Source organism: Stenotrophomonas maltophilia (assembly GCF_023518235.1).
Classification (GTDB): Bacteria; Pseudomonadota; Gammaproteobacteria; order Xanthomonadales; family Xanthomonadaceae; genus Stenotrophomonas.
In genome coordinates, this window is record NZ_CP090423.1 from 2,674,387 (window position 1) to 2,694,481 (window position 20,095).

14 protein-coding genes are annotated in these 20,095 nt (G+C 68.2%); 1 reads left to right on the plus strand and 13 read right to left on the minus strand.

What is annotated here, in order from left to right; genetic code table 11:
* Positions 1-26 precede the first annotated feature (26 nt).
* From bcsZ to LZ605_RS12710, 13 genes are all read right to left on the minus strand, one after another.
* Positions 27-1,160: a cellulose synthase complex periplasmic endoglucanase BcsZ gene (bcsZ, locus tag LZ605_RS12650; protein ID WP_249841948.1), complete on the minus strand. Its 1,134-nt coding sequence runs from the start codon at positions 1,158-1,160 to the stop codon at positions 27-29.
* Complete coding sequence (bcsC, locus tag LZ605_RS12655; RefSeq protein WP_249841949.1) at positions 1,144-4,725, minus strand: cellulose synthase complex outer membrane protein BcsC; 3,582 nt, start codon at positions 4,723-4,725, stop codon at positions 1,144-1,146. The genes bcsZ and bcsC overlap by 17 nt, the downstream gene beginning before the upstream one ends.
* On the minus strand, positions 4,725-7,103 hold the full coding sequence (bcsB, locus tag LZ605_RS12660; RefSeq protein WP_249841950.1) for a cellulose biosynthesis cyclic di-GMP-binding regulatory protein BcsB: 2,379 nt from the start codon (positions 7,101-7,103) through the stop codon (positions 4,725-4,727). Before bcsB ends, bcsC begins: the two co-directional genes overlap by 1 nt.
* Positions 7,100-9,724: a UDP-forming cellulose synthase catalytic subunit gene (bcsA, locus tag LZ605_RS12665; protein ID WP_249841951.1), complete on the minus strand. Its 2,625-nt coding sequence runs from the start codon at positions 9,722-9,724 to the stop codon at positions 7,100-7,102. The genes bcsB and bcsA overlap by 4 nt, the downstream gene beginning before the upstream one ends.
* Positions 9,724-10,479 (minus strand): cellulose biosynthesis protein BcsQ, encoded by a 756-nt coding sequence (gene bcsQ, locus LZ605_RS12670; protein WP_249841952.1) that lies wholly within the window; start codon positions 10,477-10,479, stop codon positions 9,724-9,726. Before bcsQ ends, bcsA begins: the two co-directional genes overlap by 1 nt.
* The gene (bcsR, locus tag LZ605_RS12675; RefSeq protein ID WP_249841953.1) at positions 10,476-10,670 is read right to left on the minus strand and encodes a cellulose biosynthesis protein BcsR; all 195 of its coding nucleotides are present in this window, start codon (positions 10,668-10,670) and stop codon (positions 10,476-10,478) included. The genes bcsQ and bcsR overlap by 4 nt, the downstream gene beginning before the upstream one ends.
* Positions 10,670-12,301, minus strand: a complete 1,632-nt coding sequence (gene bcsG / locus LZ605_RS12680; protein WP_249841954.1) for a cellulose biosynthesis protein BcsG — start codon at positions 12,299-12,301, stop codon at positions 10,670-10,672. Before bcsG ends, bcsR begins: the two co-directional genes overlap by 1 nt.
* Positions 12,298-12,477 carry a cellulose biosynthesis protein BcsF gene (gene bcsF / locus LZ605_RS12685; protein WP_249841955.1) on the minus strand — a complete coding sequence of 60 codons (180 nt, stop codon included), beginning with the start codon at positions 12,475-12,477 and terminating at the stop codon, positions 12,298-12,300. Before bcsF ends, bcsG begins: the two co-directional genes overlap by 4 nt.
* A complete protein-coding gene (locus LZ605_RS12690) occupies positions 12,474-14,012 on the minus strand; it encodes a BcsE family c-di-GMP-binding protein (RefSeq protein WP_249841956.1) in 1,539 nt (512 codons plus the stop codon). Before LZ605_RS12690 ends, bcsF begins: the two co-directional genes overlap by 4 nt.
* A 220-nt stretch (positions 14,013-14,232) precedes the next feature.
* On the minus strand, positions 14,233-15,267 hold the full coding sequence (locus LZ605_RS12695; RefSeq protein ID WP_249841957.1) for a fimbrial protein: 1,035 nt from the start codon (positions 15,265-15,267) through the stop codon (positions 14,233-14,235).
* Positions 15,258-17,822 carry a fimbria/pilus outer membrane usher protein gene (locus tag LZ605_RS12700; protein WP_306803896.1) on the minus strand — a complete coding sequence of 855 codons (2,565 nt, stop codon included), beginning with the start codon at positions 17,820-17,822 and terminating at the stop codon, positions 15,258-15,260. The genes LZ605_RS12695 and LZ605_RS12700 overlap by 10 nt, the downstream gene beginning before the upstream one ends.
* A gap of 92 nt (positions 17,823-17,914) precedes the next feature.
* Positions 17,915-18,643, minus strand: a complete 729-nt coding sequence (locus tag LZ605_RS12705) for a fimbrial biogenesis chaperone (protein ID WP_249841959.1) — start codon at positions 18,641-18,643, stop codon at positions 17,915-17,917.
* 85 nt (positions 18,644-18,728) lie between these two features.
* On the minus strand, positions 18,729-19,268 hold the full coding sequence (locus LZ605_RS12710) for a fimbrial protein (protein WP_107229807.1): 540 nt from the start codon (positions 19,266-19,268) through the stop codon (positions 18,729-18,731).
* A gap of 457 nt (positions 19,269-19,725) precedes the next feature.
* Between LZ605_RS12710 and LZ605_RS12715 the strand changes: the two genes are divergently transcribed.
* Positions 19,726-20,091: a hypothetical protein gene (locus tag LZ605_RS12715; protein WP_107229806.1), complete on the plus strand. Its 366-nt coding sequence runs from the start codon at positions 19,726-19,728 to the stop codon at positions 20,089-20,091.
* Positions 20,092-20,095: the final 4 nt, after the last annotated feature.

Below are 20,095 nucleotides of genomic sequence, written 5' to 3' on the forward strand. Positions count from 1 at the left end.
CGGGATCCGCCCCTGCCGCACTGCAATTACCTGCGCAGCTGCAGGCGGCCGTCAGCAGCGAAGCGCCAGCGCCCTTCGGCCCAGCCACGACCGAACAGCGCCAGCATCTGCGAGTAATAGGCCGGCGCGTCAGCACGCTGCTGCTCGGCGCTGGGCAGGCTGGCCAGCACGGCATCGGCACGCTGGGTTTCGCCCTGGGCGATCAGGTAAGGCAGCAGCGCTGCACGGAAACCGTAATTGCCTTCGCCCTGTCCTTGTCCGCTGCGGGTATCGATCTTTTCCCACATCGGCGCACCGCTGCGCAGGCGCTGCAGCGGCCCGGACAACGCGGCCAACTGCGCGCGGAACAACGGATCGCGCGATGCGGTCATGCCGGCCCAGGTGTAGCAGCGGATTGCATCGTAGCTGCCGACCGCGCCGCGCACCGGGTCGACCACGAAGCGATCGCCTTTCCACGCTGCCCAGTCCGGTGCGAAGCCGTGCGGGCTGCTCTGCTGCAACAGCTGCACACTGTTGCGCGCCAGCGCCTGCCACGGCCCGCTGCGATCCTCCGCCGCAAAGCGGCGCAGCAGCGGCAGGGGCAGATAGCTGGGGTTGACCCGCGTGGCGTCCCCTTCGATGAACCCCTGTGGGCCGGGCAGCAGCATCGGGCCGAGCCCGGGCAGGTCCACGATCTCACGTGCCCGCACCTGCGCCAGCATGCCCTCGGCGATGGCCTTCAGGGCGGGACGGCGCCACAGGCGCGCGCCTTCCAGCAGCGCGTAGGCCAGCCACAGATCGGAGTCCGAAGCCGGGTTGTCATCCAGTACCCGCCACGCTCCGGCGTCATCGCGTCCCCACAGCCAGGCCGGCAGGCGCTTGCCCATGTCGCCACCAGCGAGGTTGTCCTGGGTCCAGCCGAGGATGCGGTCGAACACCGCCTGATCGTTGTCCACCAGCGCGAAGAACAGGGCGTACGACTGCCCTTCCGAGGTGCTGCGCTGGTCCTGCTGGCTGCGGTCGATCATGCGCCCGTCGCGGCTCAGGCTGCTGTCCACCAGCACCTTCCAGGCCGGCCAACGCGGCGCCGGCTGCGCCTGCACGCGCGACCAGCCCAGTACCGGCAGTACAGTGGCCGCCTGCAACAGGCGACGGCGGCGCAGATCAGCGGAATTCGCCATAGGGCACCAGCGGAGACACGGGCAACGGCAGGTTGCCCTGCCAGGGCTTGAAGGTATAGCGCAGGTAGAGCTGGAACGAATTCGGCGAGAAATCGCGGCTGCGCTGCAGGGTGCCGGCCGCGCCCAGCACGAAGTGATCGCCGAGGCGGCGTTCCACCGCGCCGTACAGGCGGTAGCCGGTGCCGGTGCTGCTGCTGTTGCCGGTGTACAGGCCGGCCTCGTCCAGCCGCAGCGGGCCGTACTGCGGCTCGAGCTGTGCAATCACGCGCTCGATCACTGCCTGATCGGGGAAACGGCTGATCGACGCGGTGCTCGCACTGGACACACTGACCGAGCCATCCAGGCGCACCGACCACACATCATTACGCCAGGCAAAGCTGACCGGCAGGCTCAGCGAGGCGTAGCGCTGCGGGCTGTAGTAACCGCCCTGGCCCAGCGAGTAGCCGCCCAGATCCTTCTGGTAGCGCCAGTACATGGCGGTGGTGCCCACGTCCAGGCGCAGGTCGGTGCGCTGGATCAGCTTGTGGTACCAGCCCACCATCGCGCGTGCACGGGTGTTGTCGACCACGTTGCGGCCAGTCAGCCGGTGCCAGCTCCAGTTCGACCACACGCCGTTGCGGCCGCCCTGGTCGTAGCCGAGGCTGAAGGTGGCGCCGTTGGCGGTGACCCCGCCCCAGGCGATGCCACTGCGCGGGTCGATGGCACCGGCCTGGGAGAGCAGCGAATTGGTCATCGGCCGCCGCGACACGGTGGCGCCCCAGCCGAACCGGCCGAGATCGCCGTTGAGGGTGACGCCACCCAGCCAGTTGCCCACCACGTAGTTGGACGGGGTGTGGCCGATGTCGAGGTTCCAGCGGTCGTCCAGCGTGCGCCAGCCGACGGCGAAACCGGCACCAGAGCTGCGCCGCTGGTGCACGAAGCGGGTGCAGCCCGGTGCGCGCAGGTTACTGCCGTCGGCCTGCAGCAGATCGAGGTCGCAGCTGCCGAAATCCTCGTCGTAGGCCCCATCCGCGTCGGTCTGGAAACGGCCGGCATCGAAGTTCACCTGCTCGATGCGCGCCCAGCCCAGGCCACCGGCGAACGGGGCATCGAGATGAGCGATGCGGGTATCGCGCGACAGCCGCGAAATGCCCGGGGTTCCATCGCTACGGCGGCCGGTGTCCTGCATCACCGTCAGGGTGGGATTCTCCTGCTGGTACAGGGTCTCCACGTCGCTGCGCAGGCTGCGCCGCAACCAGTCATCGCCGGCGGTCTCGCGGCTGGCCAGGGTCAGCGCACGATTGTCGCGCGACTCGGCCTGGGCGGGGGCCAGCAGGCCATTGTCGGCCATCGCCTGCGCGTACATGTCCAGCGCCTGCTGCGGATCATCGCGGCGCACCAGCCGTGCCGCGTCGCGCCAGGACTGTGCATCGGGTCCGGTCCTGCGCGCCAGCAGTGCGCGCAGGATCGCCAGCGCCTTGGTGTCTTCGCGCAGGTCGGTCCAGATCGTGGCGAGCTGACGCTGCTGGCCGATCTCGGCATCGTCCACTGCCGGCGGTGCGTCGTGCATCTGGCGGCGTGCGCTGGCCAGGTCGCCGCTGCCGATCCAGGCCTGTACCTGGCCCAGCTGCGCGTCCACATTGTCCGGCTGCGCGGCGAGCACGCGCTGGTAGTAGTGCAATGCCTGTGCGTGGTCACCGCGCAGGCGCGCCCATTCGGCCATCAGGAGATCGTTGTCGGTGCTGGGTGGTTGCTGCTGCAGCAGCGCGATGGCCTCGGCCTCACGTCCCTGCGCACGCAGCTCCCACAGATGGTCGACCAGCTGCTGGCGTTTCAGGCGGGTGGACAGCGCGCGGATGTCATCGTCCCACTGCGCCTGCGGCAGCGCGTCGAGCACCGCCAGCGCCTGCGGCAGGCGATCGGAGCCGGACAGGTACAACGCCTGTGCGTAGCGTGCCTCGGCACTGTCGTTGCGGGCCGCCATGTCGGCCACCACGGCATCGGCCTCGTCCTGCCGGCCCGCGCTGCGCAGCTCGTTGCCCAGCGCGTAGGCCAGCCAGGCATCGCCCGGCAGTTCGCTGCGCAGCTGCTGTCCCAGCGTGATGGCGGTGGTGGCATCACCGCTGGCCAGCGCCTGTTCGCGGCGCTCGCGCAGACGACTGATCTGCAGCTGGCGCAGGTCTTCGGCATACAACCTGCGCTGGGCAGCGGGCAATGCGTTGATGAAGGTTTCCAACCGCTGCGGATCGGTGCGGCCATACAGCTGCACCAGCTTGCGGATCACGTTGGCATCGTTGGGCGCCATCCGCCGTGCCAGCTGCAGCTGCCGTTCGGCCGCGTCGTCATCGCCGCGGGCCACGGCCACGTCGACCAGGCCCAGCGCCGCATTGACGTCGCGCGGTTGCTGGCGGCGTGCCTGCGCGTACAGGCGCTCGGCCTCATCCAGCCGGCCTGCGGCCAGCGCGGCATCGGCCTGGTCCAGCTGCAGCCAGTAACGCGTGCTGGCAATCAGATCACGCCACTTGTCGCTGCTGTCACCGGCCGGTGTGGCCTGCACCGCACGCTGGAAGTAGCCGATGGCCTGCTCACGCCGTCCCTGCCGCATCAGCGCCATGCCCAAACCGCCCAGCAGATCAGCCTCACGCGGATACCCCCGCAGGGCCTGCAGGAAGGCGCGCTCGGCTTCGGCGTTGCGGCCGGCATCCAGCAGCTGCTGGCCACGCAGGCCCGCACGCCAGGCCGGGTCGCTCACCCGCTTGTGCTGGTCGGCATAGCGTTCGCGCACCAAAGCCAGGTCGTTGAACGTGGGGTTGCGGGTGATGAAATCCTGCAGGCGGCGCACGCTGCGTTCGTCGGCCGGCTGCTCCTTCAGGTACGCCCACTCGGCATCGGCGGCCATGCCACGCGCCTCCGGGTTGCGTCCCATCCGTTGCAGCGCGGCCAGCGCTTCGTTGTCGTGGCCGGCGGCGAACAGCAGCTGCGACAGCGTCTGCAGCAGCGTCACATTGCCCGGGTAGCTGCGATCGAGCTCGCTCAGCGCACGGATCGCCAAGGCGCGTCCATCGGCCTGGCTGCCACGCAGGCGCCAGTACTCCAGACCCAGCTGCAGGCCGGGCGGGTCATCGTTGAACAGGCGACGGTAGATCACCAGCGCTTCGGCACTACGGCCGCCGGCAGCGAACAGACGCGCCTGCTGCAGGTCCTGCTGCAGGTCACCACGGTAGGCTTGCCAGAGGCGTTCACCGGCCGCCAGTTCGCGGCTGCCGGCGCCGAGCTGGCGCAGCCGCTTCAACGTGGCCTCGGCATCGTCCAGCTTCTGCTGCGACAGCTGCACCTCCAGGATCGCCACCAACGTAGCGCGATCATCCGGGGCCAGCATCCGCAGCCGCGCCAGTGCGTCCTCGATCAGGCTCTGGCGGCCGGTAGCCTCACCGATGCGTACCTGCTGCAGCAGCCATTGCCGCTGCTCGGCCACGGTGCCACCGGGGGTCTCCGGCAGCGCCTGCGCCGCACACGGGGCGGCCCCGGCCAGCCCAAGCAGGACCAGACCGGATGCGGTGACCAGCGGGTGCCGCCTGCGTGCCATCAGTGCCCCGGATCCAGACGCTTGGCTGCCACCCAGCGCAGCGTGCGCCACAGCAGGAAGGCCACCATCAGCACCACCACCGTGGCCAGCACGGCCAGCAGCGCGGGGTGGTCGGCCAGGTGGTACCACAGCAGCAGCCACCACGGCAGTGCGCCCACGTAGTAGTGCTCGCCGACGAACTGGCTGTGGATACCCGAACTGCGCAGGATCGCCACCGATCCGGCGATCGCCTCACGCTTGCCGGTATCACTGAGCGCGTCGTCGAGCAGGCCATAGTCGGCGGCATTGCTGGCCGCCAGCGAAACGATGCTGCGCTGCGCGTGGTGCGGCGATTGCATGCCGATGATCGCGGCGAACGGGGCCTGCGCGGTCACGGCCACTTCAGTCACCGCCGGGTCGCCGGCACGGCTGCCGCGCCGCGCCTGTTCCATCGCCGCCTGCGGCGAAGGCGATTGGCCATTGAGCAGGCGCGTGCGCTGGTCGTCGATCAGCAGCGACAGCTGCTGGCTGCCGCGCAGCTCGGCCGGTAGCACGCCCAGCATCAGCAGGTCCGCATCCAGCGCACTGGCCTGCTTCCAGTCATCGGACAGGCGCAGGCCGTAGGCCGGGTAGCCGCTCTGCACGCCCAGGCCGCCGACCAGGTTCAACAGCAGGCCCACCTGCGCTTCGCTGGAAACCGACGGCACCAGCACCACGGTCTCGGACAGGTCGGCCATGCGGGTGAACGGGAATCCGCTGAGTGCGAACGCCGACAGGTCTGGCAGCCCCATGTAGTGATGGAAGCCGGAGAAGTCGATGGTCGAGTCTTCCTCGATGGCCGCCTGCAGGTTCGGCGGCAGCACCGTCTGGCAATGGTCGCGCTGGGCGCTGCCCATCACGCTGGCGAAGTTGAAGTCGAAGCGCAGCTGGTTGCGGTCGCCCAGCTTCAATGCCGGAATCAGCAGGCGCCCGTCATCGGCACCGGCATCGCCGGCCAGCACCGGCAGGCGGATTTCCTCCAGTCCCTGCTTGCCGTTGCGCCGCACCAGCGGGAAGCTGGAGATGAACTGGTCGTTGATCGCTACGCCCAACCGCGATTCATCGCTGCCGAACGGCGGCGTGTAGCGGTAGCGCAGGTTCAGCGGAATGCCCTGGTTGCGCCAGATGAACAGATCCGGCGGCAGGTTGAGGTTGACCGTGATCGGCTGCGGCGACACGCCGTTGGCATGCAGCTGCTGCGGGTAGTCCAGCAGCTCGGCCAGGCGCACGGCACGGTCGGTGCGCACCCAGTTCGGCGCATCGTACGGCTTGCGCGGGGCCAGCGGCTTGATCTCGTCGATGCTGACCTGGCGGCCGCGGAACAGCACGTTGCCGGCGGCCATCGCGGCTACCGCCTTCTGCAGGTCCTCATCGTTGCGGCCGAGCACCAGCAGCAGCTTGCGCTGCGGGTCTTCCGGCAGCGCCATCAGTTCGATCACCGGCCCCTTCACCGGTGCATGGTTGGCGATCACCGGCGGGAACCTGCCGTTGACCGCCAGCACCACCGCATGGCCGCTGTCGGGCAGCGCACCGAAAGTGACCGGGAAGCGCGCCTGGCGCCACCAGCCGGACAGGCTGCCGAAATAGGAGGCCATCACCGCCGCGGCACGCTGCTGGCCCAGGCTGGGTGCGGCAGCGAACACCACCGGCAGATCCAGACGCGCGGTATCGCGCGGGTCGAAGAAGGGCAGCGGGAAATTGGCCAGATCGTCCTGCATCGCCAGCGGCTGGCCGCCCAGGCGCAAGGTACTGTTGCTGGACAGGTTGACCCACAGCGAGCTGTGGGTCGGCTCTTCGCAGATATCGGTGTAGTGGCCGACAAACTCCAGCCGCACCTGGTTGAAATCGGCGATCAGGCGCGCATCCAGCGGCAGCTTGGCCTGCACCGGGCGGCCCAGCTGATCGTTGCTGATCGGCACCACGCCCATCATCGCGTCGTTGAGATAGACCCGAAGATGCGACAGGGTCGGCAGCAGCGACGGTGAGGGCGTGAAGCTCAGGTCCAGTTCGGCATCGCGTACCAGGCGGTCACGGCGCACCTGGAACTCGAACGTGGTGGCATTGCGCACGCCGGACAGCAGTGTGTCCTGGCGCCGCCCGAGCTGGGCAAAGGTGTTCTGCCGCTGCCACGGCCAGGCACTACCGGCCCAGGTCTGCGCCAGCGCCGGTTCGCTGCCTGCGGCAGGTGCGGCAGGCACGGACGCCGTCCCTGTCGGCGTCGACGACGGCAGTGTGGCCGCCGCAGCGCGCGCGGCAAGCAGGGTGGCGGGGAGGGCCGGCGCCGGTGCGCTGTTGCCCGAAGCCACGGGCAGGGCCAGCAAGGGCAGCAGCAGCCAGCGCAGAGAAAGAGGAGTGCTCATGGACGAAGCCCTGGATCAGCGGCTGGGTCAGCCGGGTGGGAAGGAAGCGGACGTTGCGGGGCAAAGCTGGCCATCCATCGCAGCAGGCGACGGCTCCAATGCATCGGACGGTCGAGGTCGAACGGCGTGAAGTCGCCCATCCGCCGGTAACCACGCCAGCCCAGCACCAGCACGCTCCAAAGGCTGCGCGGCAGGCTCTTGGGCTGGTAGCCGGCATGCCAGTCCAGCCAGGCATCGGCGCGGGCGAACGTGCACTGGGCGAACTCCACGCGCTGGCGCTCGCTCTCGAACAGCAGCAACAGGCCCAGGCGATGGCCGACGGTGCGCTGCACGCGGGCCGGGAACGCGAACTCGCGGCGTCCACGCCCCAGCAGCACCTGCACGCGCTCGCCTTCGGCCAGCAGCGCATCCTCGCCCAGCTCGATGCCGACGCCATCATTGGAGTAATCCTGCAGCACGCCGCGCAGACGACGGCCATCGGGAATCTGCAGCGCCATCGGCAGGCGCGTGGTGACCCGGTGCGTGCGCCGCACCTGCTGCACTTCGGCGGCCACGGCCAGCGCGCCACCAATGATGAGCAGGTTGTACAGCACCCACAGCGAGCTGACCACGACCGTGCCACGCTCATCGGCCGGCCCGTGCATGAAGCGCCACACAGCGAAGCACAGGCCCAGCACGTTGAGCAGCGCCAGCACCAGGTACGGCCGCGCCACGCGCCAGTCGAAGCGATCTCCGGCCTGCGTACCGCCCTTGTCGGTCACGTTGAACTTGCCTCGCCCCGGGCTGAACAGTGCCACCGTGGTCGGCCGCGCGATGTACCAGGCCAGCACCGTTTCATACACCTCGCCCCAGAACGGGCGCCGGTACTTGCCCTGGATGCGCGCATTGGTGAGGCTGGCGTGCGCCATGTGCGGCACCACGAACAACAGGATGGCCAGCGCCGGCGCGTAGATGATGTAGACGTGCAGCAGCAGGAACGCCAGTGGCGCGGTCAGGAACACCAGGCGCGGTATGCCGGCCAGGAAGTGCAGCATGGCATTGGCGTAGCAGAAGCGCTGGAACAGGCTCAGGCCTTTGCCCAGCAATGGGTTGTCGATGCGGAAGATCTGCACCATGCCACGCGCCCAGCGGATGCGCTGGTTGACGTGCGCGCCCAGGCTGTCGGTCGCCAGGCCCGCCGCCTGCGGAATGCGCAGGTAGGCCGAGTTCCAGCCACCGCGATGCAGACGCAGCGCAGTGTGCGCATCCTCGGTGACGGTTTCGGTGGCAAAGCCGCCGATCGCATCGATGGCCTCGCGCCGCAGCACCGCGCACGAGCCGCAGAAGAAGGCCGCATTCCACAGGTCGTTGCCGTCCTGCACCAGCCCATAGAACAGCTCGCCTTCGTTGGGGTCGCTGCGGAACACCTGCAGGTTGCGTTCGAACGGGTCGGCCGAGAAGAAATGATGCGGGGTCTGTACCAGCGCCAGTTTTGGATCACGCAGGAACCAGCCGCAGGTGATCTGCAGGAACGAGCGCACCGGCAGGTGGTCGCTGTCGAAGATCGCCACCAGCTCGCCGTCGATCAGCGTCAGCGCGTGGTTCAGATTGCCGGCCTTGGCGTGGCGGTTGTCGCTGCGGGTAATGTAGTTGACCCCGGTCTGCACGGCGAATGCGCGGAATTCCTCGCGCTTGCCGTCGTCCAGGATATGGATGCGCAGCTTGTCGGCCGGCCAGTCCAGGCCCATCGCCGCGTACACGGTGTGCCGCACCAGCGCGAGGTCTTCGTTGTAGGTGGGGATCAGCACATCCACCGTCGGCCACTGCCGGATGTCCTGCGGCAGTGCTGCCGGGCGCCGCCGCAGCGGCCAGGCCACCTGCACGTAGCCCAGCATCAGCACCAGCCAGGAATAGGTCTCGGCCGCCAGCAGCACCACGCCGCAGACCAGGTCGAAGGTGCTGTTCCAGTTCAGCGTGGCGGTATAGCGCCACCACAGGTAGCGGCAGGACACGGTGATCGACAGCACCACCAGCACCAGCGTGGCGTAGCGGCCCTGCATGCGCCGCACCAGCAGCGCGATGGCCCACAGCAGCAGCACGAATACGAACTGTGCGACATAGGTGAACGGCTGGGTGATGCACAGCACGGCCAATCCCAGCGTGGCCAGCCCGATCAGCAGCGTCAGCAGCTGCCGCGACCGTGGCGACAGCGCGCGCGCCCGTTGCCCGAACCAGTGGGCCAGGCGGCTGTTCCAGAATTCGCTGGGCGCATCGCGCATCGCGCGCAGGTAGCGCAGGCGGCCGCGCCCGGCCGCACCGCGCAGCTCGGCAATGCGCTGGCGGCGGGCTTCGGCCAGGCGCAGCCGTCGCCTGGAAGCCTTCGGTACCAGCCGCACCACCGACAGCCAGATGGCCTGGATCAGCAGGCGCAGCGGGTCACCCAGCCGCCAGCGCCGGTCACCCTGCACCTGCGGAAACGCCGTGCGCAGGCGTGGCGCCAGTGCCTGCCAGGCCGGTCCCTCCAGCCGCAGCAACGCCCAGCCCATCAGCTGCAACAGCCACAGCACGGCGCGCGTCGGCCACGCGGCATGGACGCGCTCGCGCATTCGGCTCCAGCCCAGGTAGTAGACGCGGCTGCTCATCAGCCCTCCCCTGCCCTGCCCTGCCGGCGCGCGGCTTCGGCCAGGCACCACAACACCAGCCCATCGACATCGGCGGCGGCCAGCGAGTTGGCGGCATGCCGCCCCAGCGGCTGCTTGCTGGCCAGCGCCGCCGGCACCTGGGCATCTTCATGCAGCGGCTGCGGCACCAACCGACGCGCGTGCGCATGCAGCCACAGCTGCATGAGATCGCGCTGCACGGTGATCGCCGGGTCGTAGCGGTTGGCCAGCAACAGGCGATCGTCGTCGCGCTGGCGCTGCAGGAACACATGGCTGACCGGGTCGACGCAGGCCAGCCGCAGCGGCAAGGTGCAGCATGCGTGCTGGTTGATCGCAGCCGCATGGGCCGGCAGCCGCTGCGGCAGATCGAACAACAGCCAGTCGAACTGGCTGGCCAGTTGTGGCAGCCGGTCAGCCCACAGGGTGGGCGTGTCGTGCAGGTGGCGTTCCACCTGCATCGCGCCCTCGGCATCGACCCGCCCATACGGCAGCACGGCCAGGCCCGGCGCGCAGGCGAAGGCGGCATCGCGCCAGTCGCTGCCCTCCAGCAGCGCGCGCGCCCAGCCCCCCTCCACATCGGCCGCCAGGCCCAGATGCAGGCCGAGCATCTGATCGGGACTGCACTCGACCAGCAGCACGCGCACGCCCTGGGCATGCAGGCCCTGTCCCAGTGCCGCCAGCACCGTGGTCACCCCGGTTCCACCGTGGATACCCTGCAGCGACAGCACGGTGCTCATCGGCGCTGCTCCAGTTCGGCCCGCTCCAGTTCGGCCAGCAACGGCCAGCGTGCCAGTGCCTGCGCACGCTCGTGCTGGGCCGAGAAATCCACGTACGGCAGGCCGGGCATGTCCAGGCTGCGGCGCAGCAGGTCGATGTCATCCTCTTCCACCGACAGCGTGGTGGGCACGGCAAGAATGTCGGCGGCCATCAGCGCGCGTCCTCCGGATAAGGGCTCCAGGTCTGGCTGCCCTGCAACTGCAGCCACGGCTTGCCGTCGTAGTCGATGACCTTGGCGCCTTCGTTCTCGGAAACCGAAGGGGTCTGCGGCAGGCCCTTCAGCAGGGTGTCCCAGTTGCGTTCGCTCGGCGGCGACTGCGCATTGAGCGCATACACGCGCGATACCAGTTCGGACAGGGCCAGATAGCTGCTCGGCTCGGGCACGTGGCGCGGTCCGCCGGCGGCCGGCGCGCCCATGCCCACCAGCTTGACGCCCACCGGCACGTGGGTGATCGACGGGCTGGGAATCTCACGCATGCCCGGAATCTGCATGCGGTCGCCATGCAGGGCCGCGCCGTGTTCGGGCACCACCACGATCATCGCGCGGCGCCCGCTCTTTTCCACCGTATCGACGAAACCGGCCATGTCACCGAGCACCATTTCCGCGCGCGCCTTGTAGTCGGCGGCGTTGGAGCGACCGTCGGCACCGACGATGCGGTTGCCGTCGTGCAGCGAGATCGTGTTGTAGAACAGCGCCACCTGCTGCGACGCCTCGGCCTGGCGCTGCTTCCACCAGGCCATCAGCACGTCGCCATCGCGCCGCAGCGGCGACTTGTCGAAGGCCACCAGCGCCTTGGGGAACGCGTTGATGTCCATCGGTTGCGCCTGCAGGCCGCCGTACTGGTGCAGTTCACCGATGAAGTCGTCGAAGTGGCCGTCGTGGTTCATCGCCAGCTCGCTCTGGAAGCCCAGACGCTGCAGGTTGGAGAACAGCTGGCACTCGGCCGGCACCGGATCGAACAGCGCGGTATGCGAGGTCTGGCCACAACTGGCGCGCAGCAGGCGGATCGCCGCCGGGCCGCTGTAGGCGGTGGCCGAGTTGAAATCGTCGAACACCACGTCCATGTGGTCGAGCAGGTTGTTCTGTCGCAGCCCCACCTCATCCAGGTCGCTCCAGGCCAGCGAACAGATGTTGAGGATGATGACGTCGAACGGCGCGCCGCTGGACGGCGCCGGGAAGTTGGTCTTCAACCCGGCCTGCTGCTGGTAGAAGCTGGCCAGCCAGGCGTTCAGGTTTTCATTGTTGGCCGGTGGCAGGCTGCCACCACCGCCGCCGCCATCGCTACGCGCCGACGCCGTCGCGGCACCCTGCACCCAGCCCAGTCCGGCCGGCATCGGTATCGCCAGCACCGCCATGCCGAGCATGCCGAGCACGCTCAGGGTGGTGATGCGCAGCCAGGGCTTGAGCAGGAAGTACGCCACCAGCAGTACCGCCAGTACCGCCACCATCTGCCAGTTGATGAAGCGCTGCGCCAGTTCGAGCCAGTAGTCGGCCGAAAAATCCAGCACACCCGGTTGCACCAGCAGCCGCTTGAACGGTGGCCACCAGGTGTCCTGGTAATACAGCGCTACGCCCACCGGTACCGCCACCACGGTGCGCACGATGCGCGCCCAGCGCCAGCGCAGCGGCACCAGCAACGCACCGAGGAACAGCAGGTTGGGCAGGATCTTCAGGTCGAGCGCGCCCATCCAGGCCAGCACCACCTTGGACAGGAAATACAGATTCCAGCCGCGCAGGTCGGCCCACGCGAACGGCGATGCGGGAACGGTCTGCGGACTCATGCAGCGCCCCGCGGTGCACGCCGGCGCACGCCAACCCGGCGCAGGTGGCGCGGTGGCAGCGCACGCGCAACGCTGCGGCGCAGGGCACGCCACAGGCTGCCCAGCATCACGCCAAATGGAATCATCACCAGTGCACAGGCGACGATCAGGGTCCACAGCTGCTGGTCGGTGGTCATGCGGAATCTCCCAGCCGCAGCGGCGTTGGAGCGGTGAAGGACGGCCCTTCCACGGCCGCGGCCACCACCGGCAGTGCCGCCGGAGGGGGCGGCAGCACATCGGCGTCGGGATCGCTGCCACTGGCATTCATGGCTGCGATGTCATATTCGGCCAGGCGCTGGTAGCCATCGAACAGCTCACGCCACGGCAGGCGGAACAGGTTGCCCAGCGCCTGCTCGACGGCATCGCGACGGCAACCGAACAGGAACAGGCGTACCTGGCCGCGATAGATGCAGGCCAGATCGCCCTGGCGGCGGATGCGCAGCTGCTGCAGCGTCTGCTCGGCGCGCAGCCCGGCAACCGGTTGCAGCGCCAGCACGGCGCTCTCCACCGCGCTGCCATCCTGGTCGATGCGCTCGCCGGCAATCTGGCGGAAGCGCGCCACATTGACCAGGCCACTGAGCGCGGGAGGACGGTGGGCACGGATCAACGGTTCCGGATCGTCGGCAAGCTGGCCCTGCCAGCGCTGCCGCTGCACGGTCTCAAGCAGGGTCAACAGGCGCGGCAACGGCGTATCGGCCGGCACCACCAGGCTGCCACCGCACTGCATCAGCAGGCGCTCATCGGCATAACGAAGGCAGGGTTGCAGCTCACGCACGACCAGCTTCAACGCGTTGCCACGCTCGCGGCGCAGGCGATGCAGCAGCCGCGCCAGCGCATCGACCTGGGCGTTTTCGGTGATGGCCAGCACTACGGTCGCCTCGCGCGCCTGCAGTGCCGCCGGCAGCAGGCCACCCCAGCCATCGAACAGGCGCCATGCGGCCGACAGCGGTGGCGCACCCTCCAGCACCTCGGCCTGGGCCAGGAACACATCGCGGTCGCTGCCGCTGACATCGTGGGCGGGGGCGAGGACGGCATCGTCACTGCGCCGATGGTGCAGCGCGTTGCCCTCCTGCACCACGCCAAAGGACTGCTGGGCGACCACGCCGTGGCTGTTGGACCAGTAGTGCAGCAGCAGCTGCAGCGCACCCCGGTGCGGATGCAGCTGGGCCACGCCCGCGCAGGTGCGGTTCAATGCCAGCAGGCGCGGGGCCAGGGTGGCCACTTCGCCGTGGCACAACAACAGCAGCACCTGGCGCGCCTGCTCGGCCCACGCCTGCAGTTGCGCGCACCAGCGTGCCAGGCGCGCGTCATCCCATCCATCCAGCGCTGCAACCGGAAACTGCACCAGGCTCAGTCGTGTCTGTGCCGACGCGGTGCGCGGCAGATCGCCGACCAGACCGCGCAGTGCCTGCTGCATGCCACGGTGCGAACGCTGGAACAGGCGCAGCTGCGCCGGCCCCTGTGCGGCCGGCAACAGCGACAGCATCGGTTCGGCACCACGCCCCAGGGTGATCAGCACGGCGTCGTGCAGTGCATCGGCAGCGGCCAGCACGCCGGCACCGAGCAGATCGGTCGGCGCGCTGCCGGCGGCAACCACCCAGTACAGGCCGCCGCTGCGCATCTCAACGTATTCCGCGGGGAGTCCGGCAATGGCAAGGTGGGTCGCTGTCACGCCGGGTCCTTTCAGCGGCGCTCAGCCGGGCGAAGTACCCGGTGGCGACGCTGTGGTGTAGGGAAGCTCGATTTCATGACATACATCACATTCATGTTGCTGTACGGTCATGATAGCTCCGATCTTCACGCTTGCGGGATCAAGACGCGGTCAACGCCGCCTGCAGGCAGGCGACGTTGGGGTGCGGCGCAGCGGTGGTGGAAGGCGGCCGTTGGCCGCGTTATTCGTACTGGATGGTGAACGTTGCCTGGCCGTTTGCGACACCGGCACCGACGGTACCGGCCTGTGTCTGGATGTAACGGGCGCGCAGCGGCAGCGCCATGACGCTGGTACCCGGCGCGGTGGTGCCGACGTTGATGGTCTGGCCGAAGCGCACTTCGCGTTCGGTGGTGCCGTCGCGCTGGACCATCTGGATGCCGATGCGCGTGGCGCTGTTGCTGGCCGCGCTGAGCTTCAGCACGCCCGCCATGTTGGAGCTGTCCTGGTCGGCATCCAGGCGGATGCCGATCTTGCTCTGGTAGGCCGCTACATTGCTGCCCTGGCAGTTCAGGCGGATCTCGAAGTCGCGGTTGACGGCCTTGGAACCGACGCCGGTGAAGGTGGTGTTGGGCACGCTGCCGAAATCCACGGCGATGTTGCGGCTGCCGGCCTGCACTTCGCAGGTGGGGCTGACCACGGTGGTGCCCGAGCCCTTGAAGGTGGAGGTCAGCACCGGCCGGCTCGCACCGTCGCCATCGAAGTAGTAGGTGGTGAAACGGCCGTTCGGTGCGATCACGCCCGAGCCGGTCTGCGCGGCGGTCTTGATCAGCTGGATGCGGAAGGTCCCCCCCACCAGCGAGATGGTGTTGTTGCTGCCGAAATTGATGGTGTGCGGGTAATAGGTCTGGATCGCGCCGGAGTCGCGGTACAGCCGGATGCCCACGCCCGCCACGTCGGTTTCATAGACGTTGGAGAATCCGGCCACCGGGCGCTTCTGTGCGGCATTGACGTACTCGCCGATCGAGCGCCCCCCGGACCAGTCGCAGCGCGCCACGCTGTTCTGCTGGTTGATCGGCTCGCTGATCTCCTTGATCACGCCACCGACCGGGGTGCTGGGCAGGATCACGATCTGGCCCATGTCCATGGTCACGTCCTGGGCCACGAACCAACTGCTCTGGATGCGGCAGGCGGCACTGGCCTGCTGCGCCAGCAGCACGCCGCCAAGCATCGCCAGCGCGGCCAGCGCCTTGCGGCCACGGAAAGAAATCAACGGCATGCTGCCTCCAGCGGAATGAAACCGGTCTTGGACGCGTCGGCGCCTGCCGGAACCTGGTAGTCGATGGTGCAACGCTGTTCGGCACCGGCACCCCACTCCACCTGCAGGCGGCCCTGGTTGTGCTCGCTGCGCACGTACAGGCGCCCGCCCTGGCTGACCATGCCCACCGGCTGGCCCTGCTCGTCCTTGACCTGCGCACCGAAGGGCATCGTGCGGCCATCGGTGTTGCGCACCTGGATCAGCAGTGCGTTGCCCTTGCGGGTATCGAAGCGCAGGTAGCTGATGGCACCGGCAAACGGCGCTACCGACTGGCTGGTGCTTTCCAGCTCGACGTCGTGGGCCATGCCCTGCGGGTCGAGGGTGACGGTGTTGAGGCGGTACGGCGACACGTACGGCACCACCGCGTAGCCACGGCCATCCACGCGCAGGCCCGGCGCATTGCTGACCATGGCATCACGTGCGCCCGGCGCCTCGACCAGCACCATGGTGTCGCCACGCTGCGGGGTGAAGGTGAAGCCGCCCGGATGCACCACCACGCTGCCGTTGGCGCCGACCGAGGCCTGGCGGAAGTCGCGCGAGTGGCTGTAGGTGGCGTTCAACGCGGAGTAGCGGCTGCGGTATTCGACGTTGCCGACGGCGGTGGTGCCGCCCTCGCGCGAATCCGACAGCGCCGCGCCGTAGCTGAAGTTGTTGTCCACGCCGGCCGAACCGGTGATGCCGACGCGGCTGTTGTCATAGCCACCACGGTCGCGCGCGCCGAGGTCGGCGCTGAACGACACCGGGTGGGTGCCGCGACCCAGCGGCACGCTCATCGAGAACAGGTACTGGGTATCGGAGCGGCCCAGCACGCCTTCTTCGGTGCGCAGCGCCGAGAAACCGTAATTCACCGAACGCCAGGCATTGTTGTAGCCCACCTGGTACTGCTTGGAGGTACCGCTGCGGTCGTAGAAGTCGCGCACCGAGCCGGTCACATACAGGGCACCGCCACGGCGACCCAGCGGCTGGTTCAGGGTCAGCTGGAACTGGCTGCGCTGGCGGCCACGTGTGGTCGGATCGATGCCGCGGGTGTCCGCGTCGCGACCATACAGGGCGTCCTGCAGGCTGTAGAAGCCTTCGGTGGAGTAGCGGTAGGCGGCCAGGGTCAGGTTGGTCCCGGTCTCGCCGATCATGTTGCTGTAGCTCAAGCGCACGCTGGCACCGGTGTGGTCACCGTAGTGGTCGAACGAGGTGCGCGCGTGGGTGACATCGGCGGCGAACGCGCCGATGCGCGTGGACAGGCCGACGCCGTACAGCAGCGACAGGTAGCCTTCGCTCAGTGCGCTGCCGCCGTACACGGTCAGCTGGTTGCCGATGCCGCGCTGGTAGGTGCCCTGCACCAGCCAGGGTTCGTCGGCCAGCAGCTTGTTGCGCACCTGGCCGGCGGTCAGCGCGTAGCGCGACACGCCTTCGCGCAGCATCTGCGGCACCGAACCGAACGGCACCTTGAACTCGCGGCGGCGGCCGTCGGCCTCGATCACGCTCACTTCCAGATCGCCGCCGTAGCCGGTCGGGTACAGATCGTCGATGACGAAGCTGCCCGGCGAGACAGTGGAGGAATAGATCAGCTGCTGGTTCTGCCGCACTTCCACGCGTGCGTTGGTCTCGGCGATGCCACGCACGACCGGCGCGTAACCGCGCAGCGAATCGGGCAGCATGCGATCGTCGCTGGCCAGGCTGGCACCGCGATAGCCGATCGAATCGAACAGTTCGCCGGTGGTGTACGCCTCACCGACGGTGAGCATGCCGCGCACCTGCGGAATGCCACGCTGGGCGTAGGTGGCGATGCTCTGCCAATGGCGGCCGTCGCCATCGCTCCAGGTCAGGTTGGAATCATGGCGGAACTGCCAGCCGCCCAGGTTCAGGCCGGCGTTGAGACCCAGGTAGGCACTGCGGTTGCGCTGGCCACCTTCAACGCGGCTGTCGCTGTCGATGGCGTTGAAGCTGTAGCCGACGAAACCGGCATTGATGCCACGGTCCCACAGCGCCGGATTGACGTAGCCGCGCGCCTCGCGGCGCAGGAACACCTGCGGGATGCTGAGGTCGTAGCGCAGGTTGCCGCTGTCGTAGACACCGTAGGCGTTGGCCATGCGCTGCTGCACCGGCACGCAGCTGCTGGTGTCGGTGGGCACGGACGGGTCCTGCTGCAGCAGCACGGCCTCGCTGTCCACGCCCATTTCCTCCAGCATCGGCAGCGGCAGGCAGGCGTCGACACGGCCCTGCGCATCGGCCTTGAACTGCAGGTCACGACGGCCCTGCCAGGCACCGTTGACGTAGACGTCGACACGGTAGCTGCCGGCCACCATCGGGTTGCCGTTGCTGAAAGCGGCCAGATCGACCTGCTTGGCCTGGCCGGACAGGAAGCTGGAATTGAACTGGGCCGACTCCGGCGCACGCGCGGTGGCCGCACCACTCTGGGCCATCAGCGCCTGTTCGCCGAGATTGGCCGGTGCGGCCAGCGCCCATCCTGGGCAGGCCACGCCGGCAGCCAACAGGCAGATCGCCTGATGGATCGACAATGTCAATCTGTTTCCGATCACACTGACATTCCTTCAATTCGCCGCACGGCGGCGGTGGCGGGATGCGCGGGCCGATGGCCGGCGCGGCGCGTTCAGCCCCCGGTGCTGCCGAGGCGGATCGTGTGTTCCACCCGGCCGCCGTAATCGTTGATGGTGATGAAGCGCACCTGGTCGGTGCCCGCCGGTGCGGCGAACTCCAGGCTCTGCTTCGGCGCGACCATTGCGCCCTTGTCCTCCACTGCCTTTTCACCGCTGCCGGTCAGCGCATGCACTTCGGCCAGCGTGACGTGGAAGGGGCTGGGGTTTTCCACCCGCAGGCGGTCTCCGGTGCGGGTCCAGCGCAGCGCGGCCGGTGCGTCATTGGCGACACCCTTCAGGCCCTGCGGCCGGTAGAACAGCTTCAGCCGCGAACGGAACGCGACCTGCAGATAATTCTGGTCGCCGCTGTCGGCGTTGTCCGGCGACGGCGGCACATCCAGCACGTTGAGCCAGAACACCGTCTCGCGGTCGGTCGGCAGCTGCGCGCCGGAGAAGATCACGCGCAGCGCCTGGCTGCGGCCCGGTTCGACGCGCGCGATCGGCGGCGTCAGTACGAACGGGGCATCGCTGGTGTCGGCGGTCTGGTTGGCATCACCGCTGTCGATCCAGGCCTGTACCAGCGCCGGCGAGTCGCCCACGTTGTCGACCTGCACGGTGACTTCGCGCGCCTGCGCGGGGTAGATCACGCGGGTGCCATTGACCACCACGCCGGCCAGAGCGTTCTGGCAGAAGGGCAGCGTGAACGCTGCCAGCAGCAGCGCCCGGGGAAAGAGTGCTTTCATCGGAAGGACTACGCTCGAGGGGTGTGGCCAGAGGCCGCGGAGCACTGGCCGGCGCATACGCCGGCCAATGCGGGTACGGCGACGATCAGTTGTAGATGATCGTGTACTTGACGCTGCTGGTGACGTCGCCCGGGGTGGCGGCGGCAGTGGCGTAGTACTCGGCGTAGTAGTTCAGGTCAGCCGAACCATCGGTGCCGACGGTGACCCACTGCGAGTTGGTCTGGGCCAGGCCAGCGCCGGCAGCCTTGACCGGCAGGAACTGGTTGTTCGAACCCAGCAGCTGCAGCTGCACGTTGGTGGCAGCGTTGGCCGAGGCCTGGTTGACCAGGCGGCCGCTGTTGAAGTCAACGGTGGAACCCGGCTCGAAGTAGGTGGCGACGTTGCCGGCGCTGCACTTGGTCAGGTTGATGGCGAACGGGGTACGACCGGCCACGGCACCGGCGGTGGCCAGGGTGTTCTTGGACACGGTCGGCAGGGTCACGGCGAAATCCTTGCCGCCCGGGGTCGAGATGGTGCAGGTCTTGTCGGTCACCTTGCCATTGAAGGTGATGGTGCCGTCGGCGGCGTTGGCGGCCAGCGGAGCGGCGGCCAGCATCAGAGCGGCAATGAGGTTGATCTTGTGCATTCGCTTTTACCTAACCCTACTGAAGAGATGAGAAGTAGAGGAGGAAGCAAGGAGCACTGCCGGGCTAACAAGACCCATCCTTGCGTCTCACCTGTGGCCGGATCCGGATGTACCCCCCCTGGATCCGTGACGAAAGTATATGCACAAGTGTGATGAAAGTCTCATTATTTTTCTGAACGTCAATTCATTGACGCCCCATGTGTGACGTGTTACCCGGATTGAGACTGCGCCGGCGCGGGAACGTTGACGGTGCCGCCATCGAGTGAGAAGCGACGTCTTTTGACGCAACGAGTGACGCTACCGGCACGCGCGGAAACCGTACGTTTTCTAGGAAAAATCGGCTTATTTGATGCGCATCACTCTTTGTTGGTGATGGCCCTAGCAGATTCGGAATCGTCCTATTAAAGCTGGATCGAAGCTGTCGCTAACTAGGACACACCGAACCAGAGAACGTGTCATGAGGAACTCCCTTCTGCTGTGCGTGGCGCTGATGTCGCTCAGTGCCGTGGCCCAGGCCAGCAGCGGCAGCATCCGCTTCAGTGGCCGCATCGCCGAACCGGGCTGCACGACGAACCTGTCCCAGGGCGAGCTGAGCCTGGCGGCCTGCCCGCCGTCGGCCAAGGGTTCAACGGTGGCGGTGACGGCGCTGGCCGACGGCCAGGCCGCCACGCTGCGCGACGGCAAGCGCCAGGGCCAGAAGCTGTCGGTGTCGGCCAGCGCATTGCGCGCCGGCGATATCGCCTTCTCCGAGCGCTACCGGGTGGAAGCGGCGCGGCAGCAGCCGCTGCAGGGCGCGTACCTGGTGGTGGTCGATTACCTGTAAGGCG

Excerpts from the sequence above, each read along its gene's own strand:
- bcsZ (WP_249841948.1), bottom strand. The coding sequence starts at position 1,160 with ATGGCGAATTCCGCTGATCTGCGCCGCCGTCGCCTGTTGCAGGCGGCC.
- bcsC (WP_249841949.1), bottom strand. The coding sequence starts at position 4,725 with ATGGCACGCAGGCGGCACCCGCTGGTCACCGCATCCGGTCTGGTCCTG.
- bcsB (WP_249841950.1), bottom strand. The coding sequence starts at position 7,103 with ATGAGCACTCCTCTTTCTCTGCGCTGGCTGCTGCTGCCCTTGCTGGCC.
- bcsA (WP_249841951.1), bottom strand. The coding sequence starts at position 9,724 with ATGAGCAGCCGCGTCTACTACCTGGGCTGGAGCCGAATGCGCGAGCGC.
- bcsQ (WP_249841952.1), bottom strand. The coding sequence starts at position 10,479 with ATGAGCACCGTGCTGTCGCTGCAGGGTATCCACGGTGGAACCGGGGTG.
- bcsR (WP_249841953.1), bottom strand. The coding sequence starts at position 10,670 with ATGGCCGCCGACATTCTTGCCGTGCCCACCACGCTGTCGGTGGAAGAG.
- bcsG (WP_249841954.1), bottom strand. The coding sequence starts at position 12,301 with ATGAGTCCGCAGACCGTTCCCGCATCGCCGTTCGCGTGGGCCGACCTG.
- bcsF (WP_249841955.1), bottom strand. The coding sequence starts at position 12,477 with ATGACCACCGACCAGCAGCTGTGGACCCTGATCGTCGCCTGTGCACTG.
- LZ605_RS12695 (WP_249841957.1), bottom strand. The coding sequence starts at position 15,267 with ATGCCGTTGATTTCTTTCCGTGGCCGCAAGGCGCTGGCCGCGCTGGCG.
- LZ605_RS12705 (WP_249841959.1), bottom strand. The coding sequence starts at position 18,643 with ATGAAAGCACTCTTTCCCCGGGCGCTGCTGCTGGCAGCGTTCACGCTG.
- LZ605_RS12710 (WP_107229807.1), bottom strand. The coding sequence starts at position 19,268 with ATGCACAAGATCAACCTCATTGCCGCTCTGATGCTGGCCGCCGCTCCG.
- LZ605_RS12715 (WP_107229806.1), top strand. The coding sequence starts at position 19,726 with ATGAGGAACTCCCTTCTGCTGTGCGTGGCGCTGATGTCGCTCAGTGCC.